Annotated in this window: 17 protein-coding genes and 1 pseudogene; 10 read left to right on the top strand and 8 right to left on the bottom strand. The window is 68.4% G+C overall.

Annotation, left to right across the window (positions count from 1 at the left end; translation table 11 throughout):
* Positions 1–66: 66 nt before the first annotated feature.
* The 3 genes from AB5J55_RS15825 to AB5J55_RS15815 all read right to left on the bottom strand — a co-directional run bounded on the left by AB5J55_RS15825 (position 67) and on the right by AB5J55_RS15815 (position 1643).
* Positions 67–264: a hypothetical protein gene (locus tag AB5J55_RS15825; protein WP_365059341.1), complete on the bottom strand. Its 198-nt coding sequence runs from the start codon at positions 262–264 to the stop codon at positions 67–69.
* Between the two features lie 86 nt (positions 265–350).
* The gene (locus AB5J55_RS15820; protein ID WP_369271303.1) at positions 351–1100 is read right to left on the bottom strand and encodes a hypothetical protein; all 750 of its coding nucleotides are present in this window, start codon (positions 1098–1100) and stop codon (positions 351–353) included.
* A gap of 291 nt (positions 1101–1391) precedes the next feature.
* Positions 1392–1643: a hypothetical protein gene (locus tag AB5J55_RS15815; RefSeq protein ID WP_369271302.1), complete on the bottom strand. Its 252-nt coding sequence runs from the start codon at positions 1641–1643 to the stop codon at positions 1392–1394.
* An 864-nt stretch (positions 1644–2507) separates the two neighbouring features.
* Between AB5J55_RS15815 and AB5J55_RS15810 the strand changes: the two genes are divergently transcribed.
* From AB5J55_RS15810 to AB5J55_RS15785, 6 genes and pseudogenes are all read left to right on the top strand, one after another.
* Positions 2508–3359: a helix-turn-helix domain-containing protein gene (locus tag AB5J55_RS15810; RefSeq protein WP_369271301.1), complete on the top strand. Its 852-nt coding sequence runs from the start codon at positions 2508–2510 to the stop codon at positions 3357–3359.
* A 22-nt stretch (positions 3360–3381) separates the two neighbouring features.
* Positions 3382–3936, top strand: a complete 555-nt coding sequence (gene cyaB / locus AB5J55_RS15805; protein WP_369271300.1) for a class IV adenylate cyclase — start codon at positions 3382–3384, stop codon at positions 3934–3936.
* Positions 3937–4207: 271 nt separating this feature from the next.
* Entirely contained in the window at positions 4208–5566 is a 1359-nt protein-coding gene (locus AB5J55_RS15800; protein ID WP_369271299.1) for an HNH endonuclease, read from the top strand.
* Positions 5551–6321 carry a transposase family protein gene (locus AB5J55_RS15795; protein WP_369268656.1) on the top strand — a complete coding sequence of 257 codons (771 nt, stop codon included), beginning with the start codon at positions 5551–5553 and terminating at the stop codon, positions 6319–6321. Before AB5J55_RS15800 ends, AB5J55_RS15795 begins: the two co-directional genes overlap by 16 nt.
* A 120-nt stretch (positions 6322–6441) precedes the next feature.
* Complete coding sequence (locus AB5J55_RS15790) at positions 6442–7161, top strand: hypothetical protein (RefSeq protein WP_369268657.1); 720 nt, start codon at positions 6442–6444, stop codon at positions 7159–7161.
* Between the two features lie 44 nt (positions 7162–7205).
* Positions 7206–8049 (top strand): annotated as a pseudogene (locus AB5J55_RS15785) (IS5 family transposase).
* 83 nt (positions 8050–8132) lie between these two features.
* Here AB5J55_RS15785 and AB5J55_RS15780 read toward each other — a convergent pair.
* From AB5J55_RS15780 to AB5J55_RS15765, 4 genes are all read right to left on the bottom strand, one after another.
* Positions 8133–8903, bottom strand: a complete 771-nt coding sequence (locus AB5J55_RS15780; protein WP_369268656.1) for a transposase family protein — start codon at positions 8901–8903, stop codon at positions 8133–8135.
* A gap of 183 nt (positions 8904–9086) precedes the next feature.
* Positions 9087–10109, bottom strand: a complete 1023-nt coding sequence (locus AB5J55_RS15775; RefSeq protein ID WP_369271298.1) for an SEC-C metal-binding domain-containing protein — start codon at positions 10107–10109, stop codon at positions 9087–9089.
* A gap of 107 nt (positions 10110–10216) precedes the next feature.
* The gene (locus tag AB5J55_RS15770) at positions 10217–10633 is read right to left on the bottom strand and encodes a hypothetical protein (protein ID WP_369271297.1); all 417 of its coding nucleotides are present in this window, start codon (positions 10631–10633) and stop codon (positions 10217–10219) included.
* Between the two features lie 44 nt (positions 10634–10677).
* Entirely contained in the window at positions 10678–12150 is a 1473-nt protein-coding gene (locus AB5J55_RS15765; RefSeq protein WP_369271296.1) for a beta-1,6-galactanase, read from the bottom strand.
* 321 nt (positions 12151–12471) lie between these two features.
* On the opposite strand from AB5J55_RS15765, the gene AB5J55_RS15760 reads away from it, so the two are divergent.
* Entirely contained in the window at positions 12472–13269 is a 798-nt protein-coding gene (locus AB5J55_RS15760; protein ID WP_369271295.1) for a class E sortase, read from the top strand.
* A 46-nt stretch (positions 13270–13315) separates the two neighbouring features.
* Here AB5J55_RS15760 and AB5J55_RS15755 read toward each other — a convergent pair whose 3' ends face one another.
* The gene (locus AB5J55_RS15755) at positions 13316–14734 is read right to left on the bottom strand and encodes an MFS transporter (RefSeq protein WP_369271294.1); all 1419 of its coding nucleotides are present in this window, start codon (positions 14732–14734) and stop codon (positions 13316–13318) included.
* A 69-nt stretch (positions 14735–14803) separates the two neighbouring features.
* On the opposite strand from AB5J55_RS15755, the gene AB5J55_RS15750 reads away from it, so the two are divergent.
* The 3 genes from AB5J55_RS15750 to AB5J55_RS15740 all read left to right on the top strand — a co-directional run bounded on the left by AB5J55_RS15750 (position 14804) and on the right by AB5J55_RS15740 (position 16581).
* Positions 14804–15358 carry a winged helix-turn-helix transcriptional regulator gene (locus tag AB5J55_RS15750; RefSeq protein WP_369271293.1) on the top strand — a complete coding sequence of 185 codons (555 nt, stop codon included), beginning with the start codon at positions 14804–14806 and terminating at the stop codon, positions 15356–15358.
* Between the two features lie 81 nt (positions 15359–15439).
* On the top strand, positions 15440–15751 hold the full coding sequence (locus tag AB5J55_RS15745; RefSeq protein ID WP_369271292.1) for a DUF6412 domain-containing protein: 312 nt from the start codon (positions 15440–15442) through the stop codon (positions 15749–15751).
* Between the two features lie 116 nt (positions 15752–15867).
* On the top strand, positions 15868–16581 hold the full coding sequence (locus AB5J55_RS15740) for a YidC/Oxa1 family membrane protein insertase (protein ID WP_369271291.1): 714 nt from the start codon (positions 15868–15870) through the stop codon (positions 16579–16581).
* Positions 16582–16673 lie beyond the last annotated feature (92 nt).

The raw sequence follows: 16673 nt of genomic DNA, 5'->3' as shown, positions 1-16673 counted from the left end.
CGCGCGGGCCGCGCCGACCGTCACCCACGTCGGCGCGGCCCGCGCTCGCCTCGCGGCCGTACGGCCTCAGTCGTCCGAGCCGGAGTTCGAGCCGGACCTCGACCCACTTCCGGAACGCCCCAACACCCGCACCACCTCGCCCAGTCCCAGGGTCACGGCGGCCACCCCACGCACCCAGCGTGGTCCGCCCCGAGACGCCCACACGACACACACGCACCCCGCGACGGCGAGCAGCAGAACGCCGACCAAGACGAGCACGATCATGCTCATCCCCCTTCTTCCTCTGTGGTCCGCGCAATACTCCCAGCCGACGCTCAGCACCTGCAGGGCGGCCCAGATGCGCCGACGCTTCAGGACTGTTGAGGAGTCTGAGGCGTCTGGGGCGTAGGGGGCATACGCCAGTACTGCCGCCGCTTCTCGTCCCGTACGACCACGCCGAGCCGCAGCAGCTCGCCACGCAGCTCCCGGGCGTCGTCGGCGTCCTCGTCCTTCTCCCGCGCAGCCGCACGAGCCCTGAGCAGCGCGTCCGCCCCCTCGGGCAGCCCGGGCATCCCTGGAACCCATCGCCGGAACTCCTCCCGGTGCGGATCCTCATCGGCCCACCGGTAACCGTGCTCGGCGAAGGCATCGGCGACCCGCTGCCAGGACAGCCCGCACTCCTCCCGAGCGATCTCCATGCCGTCCGCCCCCAGCAGCACGAGCTGCTTACCGTCCCGCACCACCAGGGCGATCTCATCCCGCCCGAACTCCTGCGAAGAGTCCCTGACACTGAGGACGACATGACCGGCGGAGACCCTCACCGCCAACGACTCATGCACGGCGATGAACCCCACCACCAGCCCCACCAGCGCCCCCACCCCAACGCCCCCGACGCTGAGCCACGGCTCCGGAACGGAGGTCACGAGCTTGGCCGGCCCCTGCAACGGCGCCCAGGCCAACGTCACAAGCCACTTCGCCAGAAGAGTGACCAGCCATCCGACACCGGCCCCGCACGCGACACAGAAAAGCGTCAGAAGCCAGGCCGACTCGGCGAGCACAGTGCCCTTGCCGACGGCAGGCCGCCCCATCCCCGCGTGCCCCGCATCCCCCGTAACCTCCATGTCCCCCGTCCGTCCGTGTATCCGCTGCTGCCACTGATCTCCCGCGTCCGATCCGATAACCGGCACGGCGTAGCGGCGAGTCTGATGACAGCCCGTATGTCCTGTCATCGTCCGATGGTCTACGGCGCTGCGACTTTGGTTGCCTGCGATAGCCCGTTGGCCCGTTGGCCGTTGGTCCGTCTGTCCGGAGAGGGTCGCCCGGTGATAACAAGACGTAGGGCCCGGCGCCCGGGCTTGCGGCCCGGGCACCGTGGCCCTTTTTCGCATATCTGCGCGACGGAAAGCCGTCGCTCAGTGGTGGCAATCGGAGCCGACGTCGTTGTACATCGCGCCCGGGTTGCCCTCACCGTTGACCGCATTGCCCAGCAAACCGGGAAGCACCCCGACCTGACCGAGAATGTCGACGTTCAGGTCGTGGGACTTGCAGTGCCCATGCCCATGACCATGGCCGTCGGCGGGCAGTGCGGTGGCGGTGCCGGTGGCTATGAGGCTGAGGGTCCCGACCATCGCGGCCGCAACAGCGGCCTTCTGAAGCTTGCGCATGTCTCCTCCTTGGGTCGAGTAGAGCGCACACCTAAAGATCCACATTGCGCTCATTTGGGAGGCTAATCCGATATGCGCCGTGGCGCTCATTGGGGCTGCCATATGGGCCACGCAGGGGTGAGGCTCAATCAGCCGGGCGCGGTCACCTGGCGGCTGACACCCGTTCAGGCACTGCCACCCCGCGGCGGCCTTCCGGCTCCTTGGACCAGACGTTCACGACCATCGGACACCCACCCCGGCCTGACGCAGTTGCCGTCCGCGTGCGCACGGTGTCGTCTCGTGCGTGCACTCCGCGCCACACGGTTTGCCGTCGTGGGCGCAGCCAGCGCACGCGCCGTAGTGGGCAAGAAGCAACCTGTACGCCGTGTCCGGCGATTGCCGACTGACGACGGCGACTGCGCGAGCCAGTGCGTCGTGCAGCCTCTTGGAATCTGTAAGGGCATTAGACCCGGTAGGTGGGACACGCCACTGAGGGCCAACCGTGCACTCAGGCCCGGGCACGGCGATGTGGGCTGTGTCGCCGAGAACCTTGATCTGCGCGGCCTCCAACAACTGCCAAGCGGTCGCCCTCCCCGCAGGCACCAGCCAGTAGAAAGTGCAGGACCAGGGGTCCTCGATGACAGCCCCTGTCTCGTCGCGGAGTTGCTCGAGTGCCTCCAGGCCGATTGCTTGAGGGACCTTGACCGCGTCCCACCACTTGCCTGCGGGCAGAAGCGATACGGAGCGGCAGGAAGGCATCCAGTCGCCAGAGAGAGTGTTCATGCAGACACCATCGGGTGACGGGAGGGCTTGATTCGATACCCGACCGGTAATCTCACCGTGAGATGCATTTCCATCTCATCTGCGGATACCGAAGGTTGAGCCATGGCGGCGGTGCTTGGGCCGATCGAACTACCGGGCTGGGCGTGGGAGCGCGCCGAAGTCAGGAGGGCCCTGCGTACACGAGACATGGGAGCCGTATTCCGGCTCGCACAGCAGTACGCGGGTGCCAGTCAGTCACGTATCGCCGCAGCGGTGGGAATGACGCAGGCACGCGTCAACGAGATCATCAACGGGCGTCGCGAGGTCTCGCGACTCGACGTGTATGAACGCATCGCGGACGGTTTTCGCATGCCCGACGATGCGCGTCATCTGCTCGGCCTCGCTGCCAGCAGGGAGAAACGCTCGGGCGGTGCTGCCTTCGATCTCGCTGCGTTCCCAGAAGTCGTTCGTGTCTACGCGACCCAGAGCTCGGCGGCCGAGGAGATCCAACAACAGGTACGCGAAGCATCGGAGTTGGATGTCCTGGCCGTACGTGGCCTTGGCCTGATCGGGCTGAACGACAGTCTGTTACGAGCCTTTCTGCCTCGAGAGCAAAGCGGGAAGGGACTGCGAGTCCGGGTGTTGCTCCTCGATCCCAACAGCGAGACTCTGGTCCAACGCGCGGCCGAGATCGGAGAGTCCGCAGCGTCTCTAGCCGACGGTGTGCGCTTGACCGAGGCGAGGCTGCGGGAGCTAGCAGACTCGTGTGACATCGGCGTATGGCGCTACCGCATGTTGCCCACCTGGCGGCTCATGCGTACGGACTCCACCCTGTTTGTCGGCGCCTTCGACGCAGGGTGGGAAGGCCACGAGTCGGCGATGTACAAGGTCGTGGAGACGCCGCATGGGCCTCTGTTTCGAGGGTTCCGGAGGATGTTCGAGGCAATCATCGACGCTGCGCAGCGCGCAGTCTGATTCAAAGAGGGGGAAACGAGTCGTGATCGAGGCAGAACTGAAGGCTCGGGTTCGCACACCCGAAGCTGTCAAGCAGCTGCTTGACCAGCGCGCTGAGGCTCGTGTTGAGGTGTACCGGGACACGTACTATGACCGGCCGGACGGCTCGCTGGAGAAGGCGGATCAGGAGTTGCGCGTCCGGACGGTTCTCGGTGCGAGTAGTGCACGAACAGTGCTCACCTTCAAGGAAGCCTCCGTCGATGAGGACTCCGGCTCAAAACCTGAGTACGAGACTGCAGTCGCAGATGCGGAAGCGGCACATGCCATCTTGCTCGGCCTTGGACATGTGGAAGTCATCGCCTTCGAGAAGCAATGTCGGAACTACGACTTCGAGGCGCGCGGCCGGCGAATGCTCGCCACTCTTGTGCGGGTACCTGAGCTCGACGGGACGTTCCTCGAGGTCGAGACGCTCGTCGAAGAAAGCGAGTTGAGCGCCGCGTTGGGCGATATCGGCTCGGTCATCTCTGAGCTCGGCGTTGACCTCGAGGATCTGACTCGGGAGACCTACACGGACGCTGTGGCAGCTCGACGAGCCTGACCCTTCGGCCTGCGTGCCCCTGCCTCTAGGCACCTGGGGCTTTCACGGGACGAGCTTCAGGGGCGCCCTGTCAGTGCCGTCTGATCAGATAGTCCTACTGGTGGTGCTAGAGGGTGGAGAAGGTATGGCTGACGGGCGGGACTTGCTTGAGCGAATTGGGAAGCTGCGGCCTGCTCAGCGGAGTACGGGGCAGCATCTGCACCGTCCGCTGTTGCTCCTGTGGGCCCTCGCTCAGGCCATACAGGGACGCCCGCGGGAGCAGTCCTGGTCGGTGGTGAAGGAGGAGGTTGGATCCCGTATCGCCGAGTTCTGCGGACCAACCCAGGGTGAGCAGAGCGCGCTCTATCCCTTCTGGCACCTTCAGAGCGACAACTTGTGGGAAGTGGTGGGGGCCGCCGACCTGAGTCTGACGAGCCAGGGACGACGACCGACGCTATCTGCTCTTGATGGGGCGAACCCTCTTGCCGGGCTGCCGCAGAAAGATTACGACCTCCTCATCGAGGACCGGGAGTTGGCGATACGCGCTGTCAGTACTCTGCTAGTGCGCTTCTTCGCCTCGACCTACGAGCCTTTGCTGGACTCTCTAGGTATACGAGGCGACGTACCGGGGCGAATAGATGCGTACTTGCTGCCTCTAGTTGGCGAGCCTCGTGCGAATCGCACAGTGATAGCCGAGGTCTACGGAGGTAACCGTGTTCTAGGGATCACTCCGCTCGCGGATGGAATCCTCACGGTTTATTCCGATGAGAAGGGGCCCTACGGCGATCATCACATCCCGGAGACGGGATGGATTGCTTACACAGGTGATGGGCTATCCGGCGACCAGACGCTGACTGCTGGCAACCGTTCCATGCAGGCCTATCAGGAGCAGCGAAAAGCCCTGCGCTACTGGCATAAGCCGTTCAAGGGGCAATGGACCTTCGAGACCTGGGCGGTCATCGTCCAGTGCCGCCGACGTTGGGGGAAGGGGGAGGACGGTGACCAGCGACGAGAGTACGTTTGGGTGCTGGCACCTGTCCCGTCGCCGTTGCGGGAGACGTGGCCATCGGAGGTGATTGAGGCTCTCGCAGAGGATGACGGGCGAGTCCACGATGACTCGATCGATGTTGTGCCTATAGATGTGGAACTTGTGCCAGAGCCGGGACTTTCCGAGCCTCTCACTCCCAAGGAGAGGTACCGGAAGCTATCAGCGGCTGCCCGTCGGACGGCAAGCCGTCGAACTCGGCGCTCCTCCATGACGAAGGTCGAGCGGTACTTGCGCTCGGCCGCTGCTCGGGATGCCGTGGTAATCCGCAGCGAGGGTCGCTGTGAGAACCCTTCGTGTACGGGGCATCCGCTGGAGCGCACCGATTCTAATCAGCCCATACTCGAGGTCGACCACGTCAATGGTCTGGCCCACACCGGGCAAGATACGCCTGAATTCATGATCGCCCTCTGCCCCAACTGTCATGCACTCAAGACGCGGGGGCAGAACCGAAAGGGCCTTCAGAAGGATTTGCTGATAGTGGCTCGGAGTCGGCACCGAGCCTATGAGGGGGCGGGCGAGGGTGAGGTGCGGGTCTGCATGGCCCTAAAGGGTGTTGCACAAGGCCGTGATCAGGGCATCTCCGTTGTATGGCTGGGGTGTTGAGGGCTGAACGGGTGTGGGTGGAGACGTTCACGGGGCTGCGCTTGACGCAGTTTTCGCGGTTGCTCAAGGCAGTGCGGGAGCGCGGTGGCAACGGCACGATGCAGGGCCGGCCGTGGAGCCTGCCGCTGGCGGAGCGGGTGCTGCTGGTCGCGGTGTACTACCGGACGAACCTGACCATGCGGCAACTAGGACCGCTGTTCGGAGTGTCCTCGTCCACCGTGTGCCGGGTGATCCAACGTCTCGGTCCGCTGCTCGCACTGGAACCCGTCTCCCGCCCTGCCGACGCCGCGGACCGGTTGTGGATCGTGGACGGCACCCTGATCCCGGTCCGCGACCGCAAGGTCGGCGCGTCCAGCCGCAACTACCGCTTCTCCGCGAACGTGCAGGTCATCGTCGACGCCGACACCCGCCTCGTGATCGCAGCGGCCCGACCGGCACCGGGCACCACGGCAGACGCCCACGCCTGGCGCGCTTCCGGCCTGGCCCAGCACTGCCAGGGCGTGACCGTCCTGGGCGACGGCGCCTACCTCAACTGTGGGATGGTCGTGCCGCACCGCAAACGCCCGCGCCGGCCCCTGCTGGCAGGCGAGGAAGCGGACAACGCCGCCCACCGCAAGGTGCGTGCCCGGGTGGAGCATGTGATCGGACGCATGAAGAACCACAAGATCCTCCGCGACTGCCGACAGCACGGCGACGGCCTCCACCACGCCGTCCAAGCCGTCGCCCACATGCACAACCTCGCCCTCGCATCATGACCAGAAGACCGCAGTCACACGCCCTGACCTGCCCAAACACGGCCTTGTGCAACACCCTTTAGGGCGTGTTGCGAAAGTCCCGCCTGCCGCGCGACGCCCGGCACGCCCTAGGCTTGCCCCATGATCCACGGCACCCGCCTTCGCGCCCTCCTCGCCACCGGACTCATGGACCAGCTCGACGCTCGCGACAAGAGAGTCCTTGAGCGGCGCGCTGACCTCGCCGGTGCGGACGAGGAGGCCTCACCGGTAGATCCCCGCGGCTGGTGGTACGCGGTGCCCGCGGACGCATACGAGGGCGTCTTCGAGGTGTTGGGGCTGTATGACCGCTTCCCCTGCACCCTGGCAGAAGGCGCCGATGTGGAGGACATGCCGCACCGGCGGGGCGCGATGCCCGTGTTCATCACCCCCGAACTGGACGGGTGGCGACTCGTGTTCGGGAATCTCGACAGCGTCGTGGGAGTGGACTGGGACGACTGGATGGGGACCGTGGAACGCCTCAGTGCACGCTGCGGCCGGGCCCAGATGTTCTTCGTGGACGGCGCTGGCGGGTCGGACGTCTGGGTGGTAGCCGAGCAGGGAAAAATCCGTCGGCGGTATGCGACCGAGAGCGACCCGGAGTGGATCGGCGCGCCCTTGCCCTGGGAGGAACTAGGCACCGACGGGGAGGATTTCGACGGGGACGGGACCAATGTCGAGGGGACCGCAGGAGCCGAGGAGGCTTGCGGTGCGCTCTCCGTCGACCCCGCAGAGATCGGCGGCGGGACCCGTGTGCGCGGGCATGGGTGGCTCGCGCTCAGTGCGCCGGGGATCGGGCACGAGGAGCTCGGTCTGCTGCTCTAGGGCCTGTTGTGAAAGTTGATCTTAATCGTTGATGATCATGTCCTGTGGGACGTGGGGATCTGACGAACGGCCAGTGGGCCCGACTTGAACCGCTGTTGCCTCAAGGCACCAAGTCGGGCCGTCCGCCGGTATGGACGCGGCGGCAGCTGATAGACGGCATACGGTGGCGGACCCGGACCGGTGCTCCCTGGCGAGATGTGCCGGAACGCTACGGTCCGTGGGACCGGGTCTATGACCTGTTCCGGCGCTGGCAGCGCGATGGCACTTGGGCCCGGATCGTCACTCAGCTGCAGGCCGAGGCGGATGCCAAGGGCCTGATCGCCTGGGATGTGAATGTCGACTCCACCGTCTGCCGGGCCCACCAGCACGCGGCCGGGGCGGCGAAAAAGGGGATCTCCAAAAGGAACCGCCCGGCGGGATCACCGTCGAGCCGGCCGACCACGGGCTCGGACGCTCCCGGGGTGGCCTGACCAGCAAGATCCACCTCGCCGTCGAGCAGGGTCAGAAGCCGTTGTCGGTGGTGATCACCGCCGGACAGCGCGGTGATTCGCCTCAGTTTGAGCCGGACTCGGCAGACCGCGCAAACGGCCGGACCGGGTCCGGGCCGACAAGGCGTACGACTCCCGCAGCAATCGCGCCTACCTGCGCAGACGTGGGATCAAGGCCACGATCCCGGTCCCGACGGACCGCGTCCGCAACCGGCTCAAGCGCGGATCGCGAGGCGGACGGCCGCCCAAGTTCGACAAGGACGACTACAAGCAGCGGCACGCGGTCGAGTGCGGGATCAACCGCCTCAAGCGCCACCGGGCTGTAGCCACGAGGTACGACAAACTCGCCGTCCGCTACGAAGCAACCGTGCTGATCGCAGTCCTCAACGAGTGGCTGTGACCAGCACTTTCGCAACAGACCCTAAAGGGTGTTGCACAAGGCCGTGTTTGGGCAGGTCAGGGCGTGTGACTGCGGTCTTCTGGTCATGATGCGAGGGCGAGGTTGTGCATGTGGGCGACGGCTTGGACGGCGTGGTGGAGGCCGTCGCCGTGCTGTCGGCAGTCGCGGAGGATCTTGTGGTTCTTCATGCGTCCGATCACATGCTCCACCCGGGCACGCACCTTGCGGTGGGCGGCGTTGTCCGCTTCCTCGCCTGCCAGCAGGGGCCGGCGCGGGCGTTTGCGGTGCGGCACGACCATCCCACAGTTGAGGTAGGCGCCGTCGCCCAGGACGGTCACGCCCTGGCAGTGCTGGGCCAGGCCGGAAGCGCGCCAGGCGTGGGCGTCTGCCGTGGTGCCCGGTGCCGGTCGGGCCGCTGCGATCACGAGGCGGGTGTCGGCGTCGACGATGACCTGCACGTTCGCGGAGAAGCGGTAGTTGCGGCTGGACGCGCCGACCTTGCGGTCGCGGACCGGGATCAGGGTGCCGTCCACGATCCACAACCGGTCCGCGGCGTCGGCAGGGCGGGAGACGGGTTCCAGTGCGAGCAGCGGACCGAGACGTTGGATCACCCGGCACACGGTGGACGAGGACACTCCGAACAGCGGTCCTAGTTGCCGCATGGTCAGGTTCGTCCGGTAGTACACCGCGACCAGCAGCACCCGCTCCGCCAGCGGCAGGCTCCACGGCCGGCCCTGCATCGTGCCGTTGCCACCGCGCTCCCGCACTGCCTTGAGCAACCGCGAAAACTGCGTCAAGCGCAGCCCCGTGAACGTCTCCACCCACACCCGTTCAGCCCTCAACACCCCAGCCATACAACGGAGATGCCCTGATCACGGCCTTGTGCAACACCCTTTAGAGCCTGGGGGAGACCTGAGGGCGCTGGCAGGTACGGCGCGCGGATCAAGGGCGCCGTAGCCAAGTGGGGTTCCGTCGTGCTGTTGAGGGCTACGTGGACGTAGACGCGCGTTGGCCAAGGCCGTGGGGTTGTGGAGGCCTCAGGCCTGCAGCCCCGCGCCATGGCACTCCCCATAAACCCGCCCCGCCCCACACCAGCACGCAGCCCCCCGCTGCGGCGGCCAAGCCACCGCCCGCCCCCGTGCCGCCAGCGTCGTCGCGTACTGCGGAAGCAGGGTCGTGTCCTCCGGGGACGAGAGCTCGGAGGCGGCGAAGGCTTCGTAGGACGGGACCGTGCCCGTGACGATGCCCAGGTTCGGGGTGCCGGAGGCCGACAGTTCCCTCAGGGAGCCCTCTATCGTCGCCAGGTGCTCCTCGTGGGAGGGGTACTCGGCCGAGAGTGAGGGATACGCGGAGAGCAGCTCGGTCAGCTCGTCCGCCGTCCAGTGCAGCACCGCCACCGGGAACGGGCGGGACAACGCCTCCCGGTACGCACCCAGCTCCGCCCGCAGCCGCGAGATCTCCGCCTCCAGCTCCGCCGGGTTGTCCGAGCCGAGGGACCAGACGCGCTTCGGGTCGTGGAGTTCGTCGAGGGAGATCGGCATCGAGTGGAGGGTGTCCGCCAGGGTGTCCCACTCGTCGTGGGACACGCCCAGCATGCGCCGGACCCGGTGCCGGCCGAACAGGAGCGGATGCGTGGCGTACGGGGGCTCCGGGACGTCCGTCAGGAGGAGGCGGGCTCCCTCCGTGAAGGTTTCCTGCGCCTGTTCCAACTCGTCGTGGGACTCCAGGGCCTCGGCGACGATCACCCATGCTGCCGGGTCCCGGGGGGAGGACGAGCGCACGCCCTCGATGATCGCGCGGGCCTCTGCCTCGTGGCCGTACTCCCACAGGTTCGATGCCTTCAGGGCTCGTACCAGGTGGGGGTTGTCCAGGGTGGTCGGCGACGACAGCAGACGGTCGTAGAGCGCGGTCGCGGCGGGGCGGTCGCCGGACAGTTCCAGGTGGGCCGCGGCCTGGAGGAGCAGGGCCTCGGCGTCCTCGGGGTAGAGGCCGGCGGTTCGCTCCAGGCGTGCCGCCTCGGCGGTGTGGTCGACGTTTTCGGCAGGCGTGTCGGGGCGCATGGGGGACACCGTACTGCCCGTGGATGACGGAGCGGAGGGGAGAGGGTGGAAGAGGGGACAGATATTGCCTGGTCGAGGGGCCTCGGCTCTCATGCCTTTGCCATGCCTTATGCCTTTGCCATGCACAGGAGCACGAGGAAGGGCACCGTGATCAAGGGCGCCATGGCCGGCCAGTGGGCCGGGCGGGTGTCCTTGCGGCGCCGGGGGCCGCGTACGTTCACAGCCGGCAGCGCGATCAGCAGCATCGTTCCGGTCACCACCAGCAGGAACACCACCACGGGGGCGTGATCGAGCGTGTGGTAGTCGCAGTTCGACATCTCCCTCAGCTCCGGACCGGTCGCGAAGGCGTCGCAGTCCGAGGGGAGGTAGTCGGTCAGCAGCCAGTACGTCAGGTGGAGCGGGATGATCGCGGGTACGCCGAGGGCCAGGTTCGCCAGTGCGGGCGCCAACAGGCCGAAACGGCGGTCGGCTCGGGACCGGCGCCCGCGCTCGTCATCCTTCGCTTGCGTGGCTGCTTTCGTCACGTGACACACGACGTTCCGGATGCCCCCGCGGTTGCCGCACGGCGTCAGATCACCACCCCGTCGATCTGCAACGTCTGCACCGCCTTCGCCGCGAACGGCACCGCCACCGACTTTCCGCTCAGGTACGTGTTCGAGTACGCCCGGTACTGGTCCCCGCCCGTCGTCACCGTGTTCCAGCGCGGGACCAGGCCGCCCGAGCCGCCGCTCACCGCCGTGAAGCGGGACAGGTCGAAGGTCAGCGTCTGGGCCGACGTCGACGTGTTCACCGCCACGATCACCAAGCGGCGCGCCGACGCGTCGTAGGCCGCCGCCGCGTAGCTCACGCCCGTGTCGAGGATCCGCATGCCGGGGCGGATGTGGCGGCTGAACTGGGCCATTACGTAGTACTTGGTCTGGATTGTGGTGGGTTGGAGGGTGTTCGCGTCGTACGCGATCATCGCCCAGCCCGTCGAGGGGTCCATGACCTGCCAGTAGCACCAGGCGGTCGGGTGCAGCCAGCGGAAGTCGTAGCAGAGGTTGGAAGCCATGGTGAGGCCGGTGCCGTCGCTGTCGCCCGTCTCCGAGTTCCAGAGTTTCTTGCCGGACGTCGTCACCACGTCCGTGTGGAGGAGGTCCCTGCGGCCGCCCGAGCCCTGGTAGCCGTGCACGTTGACCTGCGACACCAGGGCCTTCGTCGACGTACCGAAGGATGCCCACGTCGAGCGGGCCGTGTCGTAGTTCGTCTCGTCCGAGGCCGCGATGCGGATGCCCGTAAGGCCCCGGTTGTCCAACTCGCTTCGCATGTACGGGAGTACGGCCGCCTGGACCGCCGGGTCCAGGTGGCAGCCCTCCTGGGTGCCGGTCGCCGTCCACCAGCTCGACGCCGGCTCGTTGAAGGGGTCGACCGTGGCGAAGTTCACGCCCCAGTTGTTCCTCGCGTACAGGGCCGTGGCCGCCAAGTGGGAGGCGTGCTGGCGGTAGTTCCAGGTCTGGAGGTTGTTGCCGCCGTCAGCCGCGCCGGACGGGTTGTGGTTGGAACACATCCACCACATGGGGGAGTTGGCGAAGAGTTCCGTGGTCGCGCCGCGAGCCGTCGCCTTCACCAGCATCGCGCGCTGGTTGGCGTCCGCGCTCCAGTCCCAGGCCGAGGAGGCGGGGTCCTCGTTGTTCCAGTCCTGCCAGAAGCCCTCGATCTGCTTGAAGCCGGGGATGTTCGGCGACTCGACCATCGTCTCGCCGTTCACGCTGTTCCAACTGCATGCGCCGAGGTTGTAGCGGGCGATGTTGAGGCCGAGGCCGGGGAGGGTCGTGCCGTTGTACGTCACCGAGCTGGTGGTGAAGAACAGGTCGGCGAAGTCGTTCCGGTTGCCGAAGACGTTCGCCCACCAGGCCAGGGACGTGCCCCAGCCCTCCCAGGTGCCGTACGACGTGCCGGGGTTGACGGCGATGGTGGCGTCCGCGTGGGCGGTGCCCGTCGCCAGGGCGCTGCCGAGGAGGGCGCCGCCCGATGCCGCCAGCAGAGTTCTACGTCGGATCATGACTTCTCCGCTTCGCTCAACGGCCGGTGTCGGCGCTGTCGTCGTCGAACCGGCTCAGTGGCTTGTCCCGTTCATGCCGTCAGGAAGCATCGGGTGTGGCGTGTGAGGTTGTCGAGGGTTCCGACAGCCCTTTCTCAAACCTGTGGAGGAAGGGGCGGGGAAAGTGTTCGGAGGGTCGGACGCCGCGGCCACGGGCGGGTGTTGAGACGGGCGCGGGGACCAACGTTTCGGGCAGGCGCCGCGACTGGTGTGTGTACGGCTCTGGAGACCTCGCGCCCCGCCCCTTATCGTGCGGGCGGCCCCGGCGAAGGAGGCTCACGGATGGTGCGGGTTCGCGTCGTGCAGCACAGCGGGCTTCGGCGGCGGGCCCTTCGGCGCCGCGTGCTGTGGAGTGGCGGGGAGGTGCTCGTCACCGTCGGGGTGGTGCTTCTGCTGCTGGTCGTTCACCAGATGTGGTGGACCAACCGGGAGGCGAAGGAGGGCGCCGGGCGTGAGGTCCGTGCCCTGGAGCGGGCCTGGGACGGCGCGGGCGGCGACTCCCGTACGGCCGTATCGGCGCCGTCGGTCACGGCCGAACCCTCGCTCGCGGGCGTCCCCGCGGGCACCGGGGCGTCCGAGCCCACCGCCGACACCCCGCGCCGTACCGCGGCCCCGCCCGCCCCCGACTGGTCCCAGGCCTACGCCATCCTCAGCGTCCCGCGCCTCGGCCTCCGCGTGCCCGTCGCCGAGGGCGTCAGCAAAACGGGTGTGCTCAACAAGGGCTACGTGGGCCACTATCCCGGCACCGGGCAGCCGGGCCAGGCCGGCAACTTCGCCGTCGCCGGGCACCGCAACACCCACGGTGAGCCCTTCCGGTACATCAACCGGCTCGCGCGCAAGGACATCGTGCGCGTCGAGACGCGGAGCGCGACGTACACGTACGCCGTCGACCAGACCCTGCCGCGGACCGCCGCCCATGACGGCAGCGTCATCCGGCCCATCCCGCGCTCCGGCGTCAAGCCTGGTTACGGGTATGAGGATCCCGGCTACTACCTCACGCTCACCACCTGTACCCCGGAGTACACGTCGAGGTACCGGCTGGTGGTGTGGGCCAAGCTCGTCTCGATGCGGCCGCGTTAGGCGGCCGCTCACCGCCGCGTCTCGACGCGGTCGCGCCGAGCGGGCCTCACGCCGCCCGCTCCCGCAGCACCCCCACACTCACCGCCGCCACCAGCGCCAGCCCCGCCGACACCACCATCGCGATGTCCGCGCCCCGTGCCAGGCCGCCCCCGGCGGACGTGGCGAGGGCGATGGTCAGGGCCACTCCGGCGCAGGAGCCGATGTAGCGGAAGGTCTGCTGGGCGCCCGAGCCCATCGCGGCGCGCTGGGCCGGTACGGACTCCACCGCGAGCAGCGGCAGCGCGGCGTTCAGCAGGCCGCTGCCGATGCCGGCCAGCAGCAGGCCGGGCAGCAGCCGGGGCCAGGAACCCGCGTCGAGCGCGCCCAGCATCGCCAGGGCGCCGCCCGCGTGGAGGACGAAACCGATCGCCAGCTGCCACCGCGGTGACACCCGGCCGGACAGTCTGCGGGCCTGGAGGGCGACCGCGAAGGACAGGCCGGACCAGAGAAGGAACAGCCACGCCGTGTCCATCGCGGACAGGCCGAGCGTCTGCTGGAGCAGTGCCGGCAGGAAGCTGAACAGGCCGATCACCGCGAGCCCCGTGAACAGGCCGCCGGCGGAGGACGCGAGGAAGCGGGGGCGGCGGAGCAGGGACAGGTCGATCATCGGGGTCGCCGTGCGGCGCTCCACCGCGACGAAGAGACCCAGCAGGGCCACGCTCGCCAGGAGCAGCAGGCCCACGGGTGCCCGCAGCCAGCCGTCCCGGCCCAGGGTCAGCGCCGCCACCAGAGAGACCAGGGCCAGTCCGAAGGTGACGGCCCCCGCGAGGTCGGGGCGGCCGCCGCGCGGGGCGCGGGACTCGGTCAGCGTGCGCCCGGACAGGGCCGCCACGATCAGCGCGGCGGCGCCCAGGACGCCGTACGCGATCCGCCAGTTCGGCATCGCGCCGGCGACGACCGGTCCCAGCGCGATGCCGCCGCTCACGAAGGCGCCCCAGACACCGGTCGCGTGCAGGCGGCCGCGCGCGGTCGGGAAGGCGTGGACGATCAGGCCGAGGCTGCTGGCGAGGAGGGCCGCGCTCGCCGCGCCCTGGGCGACGCGGGCCAGCGTGAAGAGCCAGGTGGTGGTCGTCAGGGCGCCCAGGGCCGTGGTGATGCCCAGGGCGAAGGTGCCGGCGACGAAGATCCGGCGGCGGCCGTAGTCGTCGGCGAGGCTGCCGGCCACCAGGAGGAGCGCGGCGAGACCGAGCGGGGTGCCGTTCAGGAGCCAGGCCTGGGCGGAGAGCGGGGTGTGCAGGGCGGCGGCGGTCTGGGGGAGCGTGACCATCGGCGCGGTGTACGTCATCAGGGCCACGGCGGTGGCGGCGCTGGTGAGGGCGAGGGTGGCGCGCGGGTTCGCGGGCTGCTCCGCGGCGGGGGCGGGGGAGGGCGCGGCCTGTGTGTCGGCGGCCGCCGCAGTGAGAGTTCGTTCATTGAACCGGGGCATGGCCCCCACCGTAACACCGTAGGTTCGTTCATTGAACCAAGAAGGTGGAAAGGCGTTACAGTGGGCGCCATGGCACTGGGCAAGGACTACGCGACGCAGGAGTGCTCGATCGCCCGGGCACTGGAGATCGTCGGCGAACGCTGGACGCTGCTCGTCGTCCGCGACGCCTTGTACGGCGTCCGTCGCTACAACGACTTCCTCGTCCACCTCGGCATCCCGCGTGCCGTCCTGGCGGCCCGCCTCCAGGCGCTCACCGCGGAGGGCATCCTCGACAAGCGCCGGTACCAGCAGTCGCCGCCGCGCGACGAGTACGTCCTCACCGACCGCGGCATCGCGCTGTGGCCCACCCTGCGCTCGCTCGGCCTGTGGGGCCGCGAGCATTTCGGCGAGGAGAAGCTGCGCGTCTTCCGGCACGCCGACTGCGGCACGGAACTCGGCCCGTACGGCGAATGCCCGGCCTGTGGAACCGTCGTACCCGTTCCGGACGTCGAGATGGTGCCGGGCCCCGGACTCGATCCGGACCCGGCGGATCCGGTCAGCCGGGCCCTGCTCGGGCCCAAGCGCCTGCTGCAGCCCATCGAGGCCGAACCGGCCGGCGTGACGGATCCTGGGCATCCTGTATAACGAACGTCAGGACGCGTTCGTCACGACAAGTTCGACAGGACGCGTTCGTCAGGGCAAGTGCTCGCGAGGGGAGGGCCGTCGATGATCCGCAGCTGGACGCGTCTGCGTCCCGCCGCCGTGCTGGTGCTGCTCTTCCTTGAGATCGCCCTGCTCGACACCGGCAGCCTCTCCGCGACCGTCGCGCTGGCCGCGACCGCCGCCGCCGGTTCCGCGTTCGCCGTCTGCTCGCTTCTCGCCTCGCGCGCCGCGCCCGCGGTGGCGCCCACGCGCGTGCGCACCGCCATCCGCGACCGGGCCCGCCGTACGGCATTCCTGCCGCAACGCGACCCCGACGCCTCGGGCCGGCCCCGGCCCAGGGCACCCGGACACGCCCTCCCGGCGACCGCCGCGTAGGGCACGCACCCGAGACAGCTCCACGTGTGACCCCGCGCGGGTCGTCATGCCGCCATGCCGATTTCCGGCATTTCTCTCACTCCACCGGCACGACGAGACCCCCGGAGGGCTCACCCATGTCCGTTTTCGCCGACCTTGTTCAGCAACTCGCCGACCTGCTCCAACCGCTGTTCGGCGCCTCCGCGGCCGCCGCCGCGATCGTCCTGTTCACCGCGTTCGTACGGCTGCTCGTGCATCCGCTGTCCCGGGCTTCCGCGCGCGGGCAGAAGGCGCGGGCCGAGCTCCAGCCGAAGATCGCCGAGCTGCGCAAGAAGCATGCAAAGAACCCGGAGCGGCTCCAGCAGGCCGTGATGGAGCTGCACACCAAGGAGAAGGTGTCGCCGCTGTCCGGGTGCCTGCCGAGCCTGTTCCAGCTACCCGCCTTCTTCCTCCTCTACCACCTGTTCTCGAACACGACGATCGGCGGGCAGGCGAACGAACTGCTGTCGCACCAGCTGTTCGCGGCGCCCCTCGGGGACCGGTGGGCGGACGCGCTCGGCGACGGTGGGGCATTCGGGGGCGCTGGGCTCGTGTACGTCGGGCTGTTCGTGGTCGTCGCCTGCGTCGCCGCGTTCAACTACGGCCGTACGAAGCGGATGATGGCCGCGAATCGGGCGGTGCCGGTGGTCGACGGGGAGCCGGTGCCGGGGATGGGGGCCGTGAGCAAGGTCATGCCGTTCATGTCCTTCTTCACGCTCTTCACCGTGGCGGTGGTGCCGCTGGCGGCCGCGCTGTACGTCGTGACCAGTACGACGTGGAGCGCGGTGGAGCGGGCCGCGCTCTACCGCTGATCGCGTGGCCCCGTCGCGGCTGGCGCCTCGTGCCTCGCGTCTCGCGGCCCGCCGTCCTCCGAGCCTACGGTCCAGTACGTGAACCGGGTATT

The sequence above is a fragment of the Streptomyces sp. R11 genome, from assembly GCF_041051905.1.
GTDB lineage: Bacteria > Actinomycetota > Actinomycetes > Streptomycetales > Streptomycetaceae > Streptomyces.
The sequence above is the reverse complement of the archived record's forward strand: the minus strand, read 5'-3'. Positions and strand labels throughout refer to the sequence as shown.

Bases quoted from the DNA above. Each gene is read 5' to 3' on its own strand.
- AB5J55_RS15825 (WP_365059341.1), bottom strand. From the start codon at position 264: ATGATCGTGCTCGTCTTGGTCGGCGTTCTGCTGCTCGCCGTCGCGGGG.
- AB5J55_RS15820 (WP_369271303.1), bottom strand. From the start codon at position 1,100: ATGGAGGTTACGGGGGATGCGGGGCACGCGGGGATGGGGCGGCCTGCC.
- AB5J55_RS15815 (WP_369271302.1), bottom strand. From the start codon at position 1,643: ATGCGCAAGCTTCAGAAGGCCGCTGTTGCGGCCGCGATGGTCGGGACC.
- AB5J55_RS15810 (WP_369271301.1), top strand. From the start codon at position 2,508: ATGGCGGCGGTGCTTGGGCCGATCGAACTACCGGGCTGGGCGTGGGAG.
- AB5J55_RS15795 (WP_369268656.1), top strand. From the start codon at position 5,551: ATGGCTGGGGTGTTGAGGGCTGAACGGGTGTGGGTGGAGACGTTCACG.
- AB5J55_RS15790 (WP_369268657.1), top strand. From the start codon at position 6,442: ATGATCCACGGCACCCGCCTTCGCGCCCTCCTCGCCACCGGACTCATG.
- AB5J55_RS15780 (WP_369268656.1), bottom strand. From the start codon at position 8,903: ATGGCTGGGGTGTTGAGGGCTGAACGGGTGTGGGTGGAGACGTTCACG.
- AB5J55_RS15775 (WP_369271298.1), bottom strand. From the start codon at position 10,109: ATGCGCCCCGACACGCCTGCCGAAAACGTCGACCACACCGCCGAGGCG.
- AB5J55_RS15765 (WP_369271296.1), bottom strand. From the start codon at position 12,150: ATGATCCGACGTAGAACTCTGCTGGCGGCATCGGGCGGCGCCCTCCTC.
- AB5J55_RS15760 (WP_369271295.1), top strand. From the start codon at position 12,472: ATGGTGCGGGTTCGCGTCGTGCAGCACAGCGGGCTTCGGCGGCGGGCC.
- AB5J55_RS15755 (WP_369271294.1), bottom strand. From the start codon at position 14,734: ATGCCCCGGTTCAATGAACGAACTCTCACTGCGGCGGCCGCCGACACA.
- AB5J55_RS15750 (WP_369271293.1), top strand. From the start codon at position 14,804: ATGGCACTGGGCAAGGACTACGCGACGCAGGAGTGCTCGATCGCCCGG.
- AB5J55_RS15745 (WP_369271292.1), top strand. From the start codon at position 15,440: ATGATCCGCAGCTGGACGCGTCTGCGTCCCGCCGCCGTGCTGGTGCTG.
- AB5J55_RS15740 (WP_369271291.1), top strand. From the start codon at position 15,868: ATGTCCGTTTTCGCCGACCTTGTTCAGCAACTCGCCGACCTGCTCCAA.